This window comes from Pseudorhodoplanes sp., assembly GCF_050250235.1.
GTDB lineage: Bacteria > Pseudomonadota > Alphaproteobacteria > Rhizobiales > Xanthobacteraceae > Pseudorhodoplanes.
Genome location: NZ_JBFWPA010000160.1, coordinates 1 through 11,716 on the forward strand (window position 1 = coordinate 1; position 11,716 = coordinate 11,716).

At 63.3% G+C, this 11,716-nt stretch carries 13 protein-coding genes; 9 read left to right on the plus strand and 4 right to left on the minus strand.

The features are described 5' to 3' along the window. From AB7F49_RS34110 to AB7F49_RS34120, 3 genes are all read left to right on the plus strand, one after another. The coding region (locus AB7F49_RS34110; RefSeq protein ID WP_428530617.1) for an ATP-binding cassette domain-containing protein at positions 1 to 506 on the plus strand (506 nt) is incomplete at its 5' end. After that, a complete protein-coding gene (locus tag AB7F49_RS34115) occupies positions 499 to 1,203 on the plus strand; it encodes an ABC transporter ATP-binding protein (protein WP_428530620.1) in 705 nt (234 codons plus the stop codon). The genes AB7F49_RS34110 and AB7F49_RS34115, both read left to right, overlap by 8 nt. Before the next feature lie 257 nt (positions 1,204 to 1,460). Beyond that, the gene (locus AB7F49_RS34120) at positions 1,461 to 2,261 is read left to right on the plus strand and encodes an alpha/beta hydrolase (protein ID WP_428530623.1); all 801 of its coding nucleotides are present in this window, start codon (positions 1,461 to 1,463) and stop codon (positions 2,259 to 2,261) included. A 1-nt stretch (position 2,262) separates the two neighbouring features. Here the strand turns inward: AB7F49_RS34120 and AB7F49_RS34125 are convergent, their stop codons facing one another. The 3 genes from AB7F49_RS34125 to AB7F49_RS34135 form a co-directional block, all read right to left on the minus strand. After that, the gene (locus AB7F49_RS34125; protein ID WP_428530626.1) at positions 2,263 to 3,105 is read right to left on the minus strand and encodes a DUF2927 domain-containing protein; all 843 of its coding nucleotides are present in this window, start codon (positions 3,103 to 3,105) and stop codon (positions 2,263 to 2,265) included. A gap of 82 nt (positions 3,106 to 3,187) precedes the next feature. Continuing rightward, positions 3,188 to 4,480 (minus strand): hypothetical protein, encoded by a 1,293-nt coding sequence (locus tag AB7F49_RS34130; RefSeq protein WP_428530629.1) that lies wholly within the window; start codon positions 4,478 to 4,480, stop codon positions 3,188 to 3,190. Positions 4,481 to 4,733: 253 nt separating this feature from the next. Continuing rightward, on the minus strand, positions 4,734 to 5,345 hold the full coding sequence (locus AB7F49_RS34135; protein ID WP_428530631.1) for a DUF1134 domain-containing protein: 612 nt from the start codon (positions 5,343 to 5,345) through the stop codon (positions 4,734 to 4,736). A 107-nt stretch (positions 5,346 to 5,452) separates the two neighbouring features. On the opposite strand from AB7F49_RS34135, the gene AB7F49_RS34140 reads away from it, so the two are divergent. Beyond that, positions 5,453 to 5,953, plus strand: coding sequence for a YHS domain-containing (seleno)protein (locus AB7F49_RS34140; protein ID WP_428530634.1), 501 nt, complete (start codon positions 5,453 to 5,455; stop codon positions 5,951 to 5,953). On the opposite strand, the gene cysQ is transcribed toward AB7F49_RS34140, so the two are convergent. Further along, complete coding sequence (cysQ, locus tag AB7F49_RS34145) at positions 5,954 to 6,778, minus strand: 3'(2'),5'-bisphosphate nucleotidase CysQ (RefSeq protein WP_428530637.1); 825 nt, start codon at positions 6,776 to 6,778, stop codon at positions 5,954 to 5,956. It abuts the gene before it with no gap. A 144-nt stretch (positions 6,779 to 6,922) separates the two neighbouring features. On the opposite strand from cysQ, the gene chpT reads away from it, so the two are divergent. The 5 genes from chpT to AB7F49_RS34170 all read left to right on the plus strand — a co-directional run. After that, on the plus strand, positions 6,923 to 7,567 hold the full coding sequence (gene chpT / locus AB7F49_RS34150; RefSeq protein ID WP_428530640.1) for a histidine phosphotransferase ChpT: 645 nt from the start codon (positions 6,923 to 6,925) through the stop codon (positions 7,565 to 7,567). A gap of 208 nt (positions 7,568 to 7,775) precedes the next feature. After that, positions 7,776 to 10,370 (plus strand): chemotaxis protein CheW, encoded by a 2,595-nt coding sequence (locus AB7F49_RS34155; protein WP_428530643.1) that lies wholly within the window; start codon positions 7,776 to 7,778, stop codon positions 10,368 to 10,370. Between the two features lie 4 nt (positions 10,371 to 10,374). Beyond that, positions 10,375 to 10,830: a chemotaxis protein CheW gene (locus tag AB7F49_RS34160; protein ID WP_428530646.1), complete on the plus strand. Its 456-nt coding sequence runs from the start codon at positions 10,375 to 10,377 to the stop codon at positions 10,828 to 10,830. 49 nt (positions 10,831 to 10,879) lie between these two features. After that, complete coding sequence (locus tag AB7F49_RS34165) at positions 10,880 to 11,245, plus strand: response regulator (RefSeq protein ID WP_428530649.1); 366 nt, start codon at positions 10,880 to 10,882, stop codon at positions 11,243 to 11,245. Between the two features lie 33 nt (positions 11,246 to 11,278). Next, the coding region (locus tag AB7F49_RS34170; RefSeq protein WP_428530652.1) for a response regulator at positions 11,279 to 11,716 on the plus strand (438 nt) is incomplete at its 3' end.

The following is an 11,716-nucleotide window of genomic DNA, read 5'->3' on the forward strand; positions in this document are numbered from 1 at the left end:
TCAACCGGTTGTTCCGGGGGCTCTCGGTGCTGGAAAATGTCTACATCCCGGTCTCTGAGCAGCTCGGCGCCGCCCCGACCATGTTCAAGCCCGCCGGCAAGCGCCGCGACGTGATCGACGCCTCGATGGCGCTGCTCGAGATGCTGAAGCTGCAGGATGATGCCGGACACAGGATTTCCGAACTGCCCTATGGCCGCCAGCGTCTGGTAGAGATCGCGATCGCGCTTGGGCTTGCACCCAGGGTCCTGCTGCTCGACGAACCGGCCGCGGGCGTTCCGAGCGCGGAAAGCCATATCATTCTCGATGCGATCGCGCGGCTGCCCAAGGAGATTGGCGTGCTGATCATCGAGCACGACATGGACCTGGTGTTCCGCTTCGCCGAGCGCATCACGGTGCTGGTGGGAGGCAGGATTTTCGCGGAGGGCACCCCGAAGGAAATTGGTGCCAATGCCGACGTCCGCGCGGTCTATCTCGGACAGGCCACCCACGAGGCGGCGCATGGCTAGCGCGCTGGCCTGGAAAAACGTGTCTGCCGGCTATGGCGACACCATCGTGCTGGAGGATGTCGACCTGTCGGTCGCGCCGGGCGAGAGCGTCAGCATCATCGGGCGCAACGGGGTCGGCAAGACCACGCTGCTGGTGACGGCCATGGGTCACACCAGTATGCGCAAGGGGGACGTGCTGCTCGGTGAGCAGCCAATCACGCAGATGCCGGTCTATCAGCGCGCGCTGAAGGGACTTGGCCTTGTGCCGCAGGAGCGCGAGATTTTCCCGTCGCTTTCGGTGCGTGAAAATCTCGAGATCGCCGCACGGCCCGGCTACTGGACCGAGGCGCGCATCTTCGATCTGTTTCCGCGGCTGCGCGAGCGGCTTGGCAATATGGGCAACCAGCTTTCCGGCGGCGAGCAGCAGATGCTGTCGATTGCGCGCGCGCTGCTGACCAATCCGGAGGTCCTGCTGATGGACGAGCCGACCGAAGGGCTCGCGCCGGTCCTGGTCGAAACCCTGGCCGATGTGCTGGGCAAGCTCCGCGACGAGGGGGCGCTGACCATTATCCTGGTGGAACAGAACAGCCGCGTCGCACTCGCATTTTCGCCGCGCACGGTGGTCATGGACAAGGGCCGCATCGTTTACGACGGGCCCTCGCAGCCGCTGCGGAACGATCCGGAGCGGCTATCGAGCCTGATCGGAGTTTCCGAGTAGCTGCGACAAAATCGGCGGCCCGCGGGGGTCGCGCGCCCGCCGGCGTCTGCCTTATGATCGGGCGGATGATTCGGACGAAGCCGAGTGCCCGGTTTCCGAAGTTCGTGATACGTCGCAGCAATCTCTTACACGAACTTCGAAACCAAGGGGCACTGGCAAGTCCATAATTCTGGTGCCGCTTTCGATCTGAAGTTCCTGACGGGAGCTTGCGGCTGGCGGTGCAGGAACTTCAAATCGGCGGCACTAGAGTCGGGCTCATGGCCACGCGCAAGCGCAAGATCGTCCTCGGGCTGTTCGCCTTGCTGATGGCGACGGCCGCCGGCCGCGCATCGCTCGCACAGCAGGGCAGTCTGTCCGGGCTTGGCGTCGTGCTGATCCACGGCAAGGGCGGTACGCCCACCACCATGATCGAGGGCCTGCACCAGTCGCTGAAGCGTGAAGGTGCGCTGGTCGAAGCGCCGGAAATGCCGTGGTCGGCGCGGCGCATCTATGACGCGACCTTCGACCAGGCGATGACCGAGATCGACGGCGCCGCCGAGCGGCTCAAGAAGGCAGGCGCGAAGAAGATCGTGGTGATGGGTCACAGCCTCGGCGCGAATGCTGCGATCGGATACGCGGCGCGCCGCAAGAATCTGCATGCCGTGGTGGCGCTTGCGCCTGGCCATCTGCCGGAGGCCTGGGCGCTGCGGGCGCGCACCCAAGGGGCGATTGCGGAGGCCAGGAAGATGATCGCGGCCGGCAAGGGCGACGTGCGCATGTCGTTTCCCGATCTTGCGCAAGGCATCCCGTTCTCGGTGCGCGCGACGCCAGCGGTCTATGTGTCGATGTTCGATCCCGACGGACCGGCGGTCATGCCGAAGAACGCGGCAGCGATGGGCGATGTCCCCCTGCTATGGATCGTGGGGATTGCCGATCCGATGATCCTTCACGGCAAGGACTATGTTTATGGCCGCGGCGCCCGGCATCCGAAAAGCAAGTATATTGTGTCGGCCAGCATGCATCTGTCGACGCCCTATCAGTCGCGCGGCGACATTCTCGCGTGGCTGAAGGGATTGTGACCTATTCCTTCAGCCCGTTCACCTTGCTGACCCAGGCGCGTACATCCGGCAATATTTGCGGCAGCAAGTCCTTGACCTGGTCCTTGGTCATGCCGGCGCGGATGCGCGGATCGTACAGGATGTTGAGCAGATATTGATCGTAAATGTCGAAGAAGCCCATCTGGACTTCGTCGTTGAACATCGTGAAGGGCAATTCGTCGTCGTCGTTGATCGGGCCGAGTGCCTGCAGCAATTCCTCGTAGATGCAATCCTGAAACACGAACTCGCCGGCATCGACCACGATGATCACGTCGGAATGCTGGATGCGGAACAGGTCGTCCTTGCGGAATCCGGACAGGCATTGCGGTTCGAGCGACTTCACGATCCTTGCGGCCTGCTCGCGCCCGTAGAATCGCCGGATGGTCTTTTCGATGTCGCGGTCGCGAACCAGCGTCACGGTGACATTGGCTTCCTTGCGGCTGTCGGCCATCGCGATGTCGAGGTGACGGATTTTGGAACGGATGTCGTCGACCACGGACGCAACCTGCTTGCCTCGATCGGGCTTCGCACGGTTGTCGACGTAGACGCGCACCGGCATCTCGTATTTGCGAATGCGGTCGACGCGGCCGGAGACATGGAACTCGGCGCCGAACACGATGCGAAAGAAGCCGTCGGCGATCTCGGCGTCGGTAAAGGTCTTGCGTTCGGCGCTGCGGCGTTCGGCGACTTCGGAATTCTCGGCCGTGACCGAACCGGCCCATATTATGGCCGCGAATATGGTCGCCGTCAGAGCGATCAGCACGTGTGAGGTTCGCGTCATGGCCCGAAGGCTGCCGATCAGGGGCCCGATACGCGTGACCTTCATGATTGTCCGATGCTCCGACACGAGCCTCCGAGGCAGCGCGCCGCTGGAGAGCCGTCGCCTCGGAAATGACTGCAAATCTTGGTCAGGATGATGTCGTCAGGCGCGACGCCCGGGTCTGCAGCGCGCGCATGCGATCGGCCAGGCTGCCCTTCTCGTCGTCGCCGGTGTCGTTCGCCGGGGGCGCCAGCGGGCCGCTGGCCGCGATGCGGGCCGCGGAGGCCGGGCTGGCGGGCTCGGAGGACGCCAGGATCGCCTCGATCGGAGAGTTCGGCCCTTCGAGGGTGATCGCAAGCTTCGCGACCTCGGCGGCCACGTCGTTGATGCGTTCGCGCAGCAGCGCGTTCTCCACCCGTTCGGCCGCCCAGCTGGCTTCCGCCTCCCGCCTCATGGCAGCTACTTCGGTCTGCAGCTTGGTCCGTTCGGCATGGGCGAGATCGAACTCCTTCTGCAGCACGTCCTTCTCCGCAGTCAGATTCTGCACCGCCTCCCGGTTCTGGCTGCCGGCCGAGGCAAGTTCCTCGCGCAAATGGAAGCTGGTGCGCCGCGCATTTTCCAGTTCGGTGCGCAGCCGGTCGCATTCGTATTCACGCTCGACCAGGAGGCGCCCCTGATCGGCGATCCGGGTCTCGAGCTCGGCCACCCGCTTGCCGAGCAATTCGGCTTCGGTGCTTTGCGCGACCAGTTGCTGTTCGAGCTGGCCGATGCGCTTGCCGAGATTTTCAACCTTGCTGCGCTCCTCGTTGAGGCTGTGGGATGCGCTCGTCGCTTCCTGGCGCTCCTTGTCGAGCCGGTCTTCGGTCTTCCTGATGTCGCGCTCGTAATCGACGATGCGAATTTTGAGCGCATCGATCTGGGTCTTGAGCGAAATCAGTTCGACTCGTTGTGCTTCGGTCGTCGCGGTACGGTCGCCGAGTTCGCCGGACACGCGCGCCATCTCGGCTTCCTTGTCCGACAGGCTGCGTTCGGTTTCGTGCAGGCCCAGCGTCTTGACGGAAAGTTCGTCCTCCGTGGCCTTCATCTGGTCCTTCAGCGCCTTTTCGCGGGCCTCCAGCGCGAAAATAGTCGCGGCCTTGTCGCCGAGTTCCACCTTCAGGCGATTGATCGCATCATTCTTCTTGCCCAGTTCGGCCAGTTGACTGGTGGATTTGGCCTTGAGCTGCTCGACATTCATTTCGAGCCGTCGGGTCGACATCGCGAATTCGGCGCGAAGCTGGTCCTTGTCGGCCTGGATTTCCGCCATCGACAGCGGCGTTGCCGCCTCCATCCGCCGTACCGTCAGCCGGACGGCGCGCGCGTGAACCAGCGGGATGAAGATGAGCCCGAACAGGCTCGCCACCAGAAAGCCGATGCCCAGATACATGGCCGGCTCGATCATGACGGAAACTCCACCGACGGGCGCGAGTAAGCGAACGGGCGCGACACGGGACGCTACGGAACCATGCCATGGCGGCGCTGCCGTTCGCCAGCGCCTCCCCCGATTAACCTAAACCGGCTCATACCCGACGTGAAAGCAAATTCCGCTGCGGCTGCAAGAGGCGCCGTGAAGGCGCCGCCGATCCGCGATGCCGCCAGCCTTGCGCAGGCAATTCGCGAGGACCCAGGCCTCGTATGGCCTGTGCTCCGCGTGGCTAGAACGGGTTCCAGGTCGCTTTGGGCGTGAACTTCAGATATCCGATATTGGCACCCAGCCGGAGCCCCACGCCGGCGCGGATCGGGACGACAACGATATTGCCGGCACCGAGCGCGGTCATCCCGAAGCCGCCGATGAAATAGGCAGAGCCGTCGATGCCGCCGAAGCGATTGTAGATCGTCTCGGTGGCGGGCAGATTGTAGACCAGCATCATGGTGCGCGCACCTTCGCCGCCGGCGTCGAAGCCGATCGAGGGGCCTTGCCAGAACACGCGCAGATCGCCGGCATTCTTGGTGTAGAGCGTGCCCTCGCCGTATCGCAGCCCGGCGACGAACGCCCCGCCCGCTTCCTCGCCGAGGATATAGCCATTGGGCTGGCCGAACTGGCTGAAGGCCTTTTCGACCACCTGGGCCAGCCCGCGCGATACGGTTCCGAAGAAACGGTGGCCGTTGTCGAGGATTTCGTTCGAGGAAAATTGCGGTTGCTGGGCCTGGGGCGCGGCAGAAGGCGCAGGCGGCGGCGCCGGTTGCGGCTGTTGCGCCACGGCCGGCTGGCCATGGGCGCAGGCCAGGACGGCCGCGATGGCCAGAACGCGAATCAGCGAACGCATCATGTGCTCCATGGACAATAAGAGGCGGCTGCGTGGCTTAACCGGTTACTCACGCGAATGCTGTCAGCTAATGGGCATCCGAATCGGAACACTTGTTGGACCGAATCATGACAACACTGCGCCGTCAACGCCCGCGCTTCGGCGCAGGCGCGCTCTTGCTCATCCTCTCGGGCATTCCGCAATCGGCCCTGTCGCCTGTCGTCCACGCTGCCACGACCGAGCAGATTGTGGTCGACCACCATACCGGGCTCGCGATCTACGGCTACGATCCGGTGGCCTATTTCACCGACCGTGCACCCAGACTCGGACGCGAGGACATCGAACTGAAGCATGGCGGAGTCGCCTGGCGCTTCCACAATGAGGGCAACCGTGCGGCCTTCGCCGCCGATCCCGATATCTACATGCCGCAATATGGCGGCCACGATCCGGTGGCGATCGCGAACAATGTTGCGCGCGCCGGCCATCCCGCTTTCTGGGCGATCTACAACGACCGGCTCTACCTGTTCTATTCGCAGGATGCCCGGAAAGCGTTCAACGACGATCCCGGGTCCGCGGCGCTGCAGGCGGACGCCCAATGGCCCCATGTCGGCCACATGCTGGCGCCGTAATCAGGAATACTTCGACGCATCCGCAGCATCGCACCACGCGACGAAGCACGGCACCTTGAGGTCGCGTGCGATCTGGCCGTAGTGGACCGGCTCGCCTTCCGGTGTCAGCACCGCGCCGCCGGCGGCGCTGAGAACTGCGTCGCCTGCCGCGATATCCCATTCCGAAGTCCGGCCAAGCCGCGGATAGACATCTGCCGCACCTTCGGCAATCCGGCAGAATTTTACCGACGAGCCGCAATCCATGCGCTCCACCGCGGGAAAGCGCGTCAGCCATTGCTCGGTCCTGGGATCGAGATGCGAGCGGCTGACCATGGCGCGCCAGGGACCTTTCCGATGCGCCTGCGTCCGCAGGACCATCCGCTCGTCGGCATCCTTCGCAGCGGCGCCTGGCCGCAGGCGGATTCGGTCTGAACCCGTTCCCATGGCCCCGCGCCAGATGATGCCGAGTGCCGGCGCGCCGACGATGCCGGCAACCGGCCGCCCGTTGCGGACGATCGCAATGTTCACGGTGAATTCGTCGCGGCCATCGATGAATTCGCGGGTCCCGTCGAGAGGGTCGACCAGGATGAAAATATCCTGCAAGTCCGGAAGCGTTCCCTGGGATGCGGCTTCCTCCGATACGACCGTGATGCCGGGAAGGGTCCGTTCGAGCCCGGCGAGAATGATGGCTTCCGCGGCTTCATCCGCCTCTGTGACGGGACTCGCATCGGCCTTGGTTCGGATCGCAGCGCCGGCCTTGCGGACCTGCATGATCGCCGCGCCTGCGGTGGATGCGATTGTGGTCAGCTCATCGAGCAAGTGCGGGTCCGCAAGGTCGCTCGTCATGTCGCGCTCCCCGGCGCGCGAGGCGCGATTTCGGACGCCGGCAGACGCGGCTTGGCGCTGCGGCGTGCGCGGTGTATCAAGCGCCCGGCCGCATCAGGATCGAGTGATTCGCGTTCCGCCGCCGTTTTGATCGGAGCCAGGCTCATGTCCGCCACGTCTGCCGCCAATATCGGGTCATTGGATCTTGCCGCCCTGTTGTGCTCGCGCGTTTGTCACGACCTGATCAGCCCTGTCGGCGCGATAGTCAATGGCCTCGAAGTGATGGAGGACGACAACGACCAGGAAACCAAGGCCTTCGCCATGGACCTGATCAAGAAAAGCGTGCGACAGGCGTCCGCGAAGCTTCAGTTCTGCCGGCTTGCTTTCGGCGCCGCAGGCTCGGCGGGCGCCCAGATCGATCTTGGGGACGCCGAAAAGGTCGCGCGATCCTTTCTGGAAGATGACAAGACCAAGATTGCGTGGAATTTGCCGCGCGTGCTTCTGCCCAAGAACCGGGTGAAGCTGCTGCTCAACATGCTGCTGATTGCCGGGCAGTCGATTCCGCGTGGTGGTCAGATCACGGTTGATCCGGCGGGATCCGGCGACGCCATGGCGTTCCGGATTTCCGCGACCGGCGGCTATGCCAAGGTGCCGCAGGCGGTTCCGGAACTGCTCGCCGGCGGCTGCCATGACGGCACCGTCGATGCGCATGCGGTGCAGCCCTACTACACGAGCCTGCTTGCCAGGGATTGCGGGCTTACCGTCGGGGCCACCAACGAGGGCGAAGTCATCGTCATCGCCGCCCAATAGCCAATGCTCCGGACCGTTGGGCTTTCCAGCGGACCGCAAATCGTGATTTCCCGTGGCTTGCGGGAACGAATGATTCACGACGATGAACGAAGCGTTAATTCATCCGCTTCCTCGGTCTGCCCTTACGCAATATTAAACGGTTACCAACACACTACCATGGTCGAGCGGTGCGGCGCTGGAGCGATTCCGGCGCAGAAGGCCTGTTGCCATGGACGAGTTGTTGCGGGATTTCCTGACCGAGACGCATGAAAGTCTCGACACGGTCGATTCCGAGCTCGTGCGTTTCGAGCAGGAGCCGAACAACGCGGAAATCCTCGCCAACATTTTCCGTCTCGTCCACACCATCAAGGGCACCTGCGGCTTTCTGAATCTGCCACGCCTCGCGATGCTGGCCCACGCCGCCGAAAGCCTGATGGGACGTTTTCGCGACGGCATGCCGGTCGCGCAGGATGCGGTCACGCTCATCCTCGCGACGCTCGATCGCATCAAGGACATTCTGGCGGCGCTGGAGCAGCGTCAGAGCGAGCCGCCCGGGTCCGACGATGATCTGATTGATCGGCTCGACGCATTGGCGCAGGAATATGTGCCGGAGACGGCCCATCATACGTCGGGGTCCCTGGTCTATCAGGTGCTGGAACGGCCGCTCCGGCCGGGCGAGGCAACGCTCGACGAACTGGAGCGCGCATTTCGCGAAACGCCGGGGCCGGTGCGGTCGCAAAAGACCGATACCGCACGTTCGTCTGAGCGGCAGGACATCAAAGCTGCGAACCATTCGATTCGCGTCAACGTCGAGACGCTCGAACACCTGATGACCATGGTGTCGGAGCTGGTGCTCACCCGCAACCAGCTGATGGAACTGGCGCGTCGTCAGGCCGAAACCGAGTTCAAGCTGCCGCTGCAGCGCCTCTCCCATGTCACCGCGGAACTGCAGGAAGGGGTGATGAAGACCAGGATGCAGCCGATCGGCAGCGCCTGGCAGAAGCTGCCCCGGCTGGTTCGCGACCTGTCTGCCGAACTTGGCAAACATATCGAGCTCGAAATGCAGGGGGCGGAAACCGAACTGGACCGGCAGGTGCTCGACTTGATCAGGGATCCGCTGACGCACATGGTGCGCAATTCGGCAGATCATGGCATCGAATCTCCGGCCGACCGGCGCGCCGCCGGCAAGCCCGAGCGCGCATCCATCCGCCTGACCGCACGCCACGAGGGCGGCCACATCATCATCGAGCTGTCCGACGACGGCCGCGGCCTCGATACCCGCAAGATCCGCGCGAAGGCCCGCGCTCTTGGACTCGCGGGCGAATCCGAGCTCGACAAGATGTCGGAGGTGCAAATCCAGCGTTTCATCTTTGCCGCCGGCATGTCGACCGCGAACGCGGTCACGAACATTTCTGGCCGCGGCGTCGGCATGGATGTCGTGCAGAGCAATATCGATCAGATCGGCGGCACCATCGATGTGAAGTCGGTGCCGGCGCAGGGTACGGTATTCACCATCAAGATTCCTCTGACACTTGCGATCGTCTCTGCGCTGATTGTCGAGTCGGCAGGTGAGCGCTTTGCCATGCCGCAGGTCGCCGTGATGGAGCTCGTGCGCGTGCGCGCCGATGGCGAACATCGAATCGAGCGGATCAAGGACACACCCGTCCTGCGACTTCGCGACAAGCTTCTCCCCCTGATCTTTCTTCGTCAGTATCTCAGACTCGCCGACCCCGAAGCACGGCACGCCGAGAGCGGGTTCGTGGTGGTAACGCAGGTCGGCACGGAAGCCTTCGGCATCGTGGTCGACCGGGTTTTTCACACCGAAGAGATCGTCGTGAAACCGCTGGCGAGCAGGCTGCGTCATATCCAGGCCTTCTCGGGCAACACGATTCTTGGCGATGGCGCGGTGATCATGATTCTTGATCCCAACGGCATCGCTGCAGCCTTTGGATCGGTTCGCACGGCCGGCATGGGGCTTGATACCGCGGCCGAGATTGCAAGGCAGGACCCTGAACGGAACAAGACAGCGCTTCTGATTTTCCGCGCGGGCTCCAATTCGCCGCGTGCAGTGCCCCTGTCGCTGGTGACGCGACTGGAAGAGATCGACGTGAGCAGCATAGAGGTCGTCGGCAGCCGCCACCTCGTGCAATATCGTGGTCACCTGATGCCGCTGATCTGTCCGGGCGACTGCGTGCGGATCAGGGAATCGGGCTCGCAGCCGCTGCTGGTGTTTTCGGACGGCGCGCGCTCGATGGCGCTCGTGGTCGACCAGATCGTCGATATCGTCGAGGAGGAGTTCGAGATCGAGGTGAGCGATGGTCGCCCGGGCATCGTGGGTTCTGCCATCGTAAAGGGCGAGGCGACCGACATTGTCGATGTCGGTTATTATCTGCCGATTGCTTATTCCGACTGGTTCGGCAGCAGCTTCGCGCAAAAGGCACGTCGAAACCTGTTGCTCGTCGACGATTCTGCCTTCTTCCGCAATATGCTGGTCCCAGTGCTGCGCGCGGCGGGCTATGCCGTTACAACCGCTTCCAGCGGACACGAGGCCTTCGGCCTGGTTCGCAGCGGCCGAATCTTCGATTTGATCGTCACCGATCTGCAGATGCCGGGCATGGACGGAATCGCGCTGGCAAGAGCGCTTCGCGCCGAAGCCGCGACAGCGCATACGCCGCTTATCGCGCTGTCGTCGATGACCTCGCGCGACATGATCGAGCGGGTGCGCCGCGCCGGTTTTCACGATTTCGTCGCCAAGTTCGATCGTCAGGGCCTGGTCGCTGCGATCAAGGAACAGGCGGACGCCACCGCCAGCAAGGCCGCCTGACGCCATGTCGAACCCGCCACCGACCAGCGCCGAGTATGTCACGGTCATCCTTGGTAAACAGGCTTTCGGGCTTGCGATCGCCCGCGTCCGGGACGTGTTCGTGTTGAGCGCTGTAACGCGGGTGCCGCTTGCTGCCGACGATGTTGCTGGCGTCATCAACTTGCGCGGGCGCATCGTCACGGCGATCGACCTGCGCAAGCGACTTGGCGTGGAGGGCGGAGCCAGCCGTGGCCAGATGGCGGTCGGTATCGAATGCGAAGGCGAGTCCTACGGACTCGTGATCGACGGTGTCGGAGAGGTTGTCCGGCTTGGCGCCGATACCGCAGAGCCCGTGCCGGTCAATCTCGACGAGCGGCTGAAGCGCGTCGCCTCCGGCGTTCATCGCATGGAGGACGGCCTTCTGGTCGTTCTGGATGTCGACAGGGTACTCGATCTGAAATTCAACGAAATGGCCGCATAAGGCGGCGAAAGATGCGGACGGTCCGCTAGAAAAGCAAGGGTGAGATACCATGAAGACCTGTCTGGTTGTTGACGATTCCAGCGTCATCCGCAAAGTGGCAAAGCGAATTCTGGAAGGCATGGAGTTCCAGATCACGGAGGCCGAGGACGGACAGCAGGCGCTTGACATGTGTCACCGCATGCTACCCGACGCGATCCTGCTCGACTGGAACATGCCGAAAATGGACGGCTACGATTTTCTGAAGGCGCTGCGTCGGATGCCGGGCGGCGACCAGCCGAAGGTGGTATTTTGCACCACCGAGAATGATGTAGCTCATATCGCGCGTGCGCTGCACGCCGGTGCGAACGAATACATCATGAAGCCGTTCGACCGCGATATTGTCGAGGCCAAGTTCCAGGAAGTCGGCTTGATCTGATCCGGTTGCGGATCACTCGCTTCAGGGGGCAGGGTGACGGCGCTTTCAGACAGGGACACCCGGCCGCCACCGGCGTCGGCGACAGCTTTGCGCGTGATGGTCGTCGACGATTCCGCGGTGGCGCGCGGATTCATCCGGCGCTGGGTAGATGTTGAGCCCGGAATCGTGATCGTGGCCTCGCTCAGGACCGGACGCGAGGCTCTCGATTATGTCGAACGCGCCGACCCTGACGTCGTGGTCCTTGATGTCGACATGCCCGACATGGATGGCATCACGGCCCTGCCACTCCTGTTGAAAAAAAAGCCCGGTCTCGCCGTCGTGATGGCTTCGACGCTGACCCGACGCAATGCGGAAGTCACGTTGCGCGCGCTCTCGATCGGTGCGCTCGACTGCATCCAGAAACCGGACGTCCAGGGCGCGATCACGAGCGAGGGCTATCGGCATTCGCTGATCGCAAAGATTCGCGAGCTT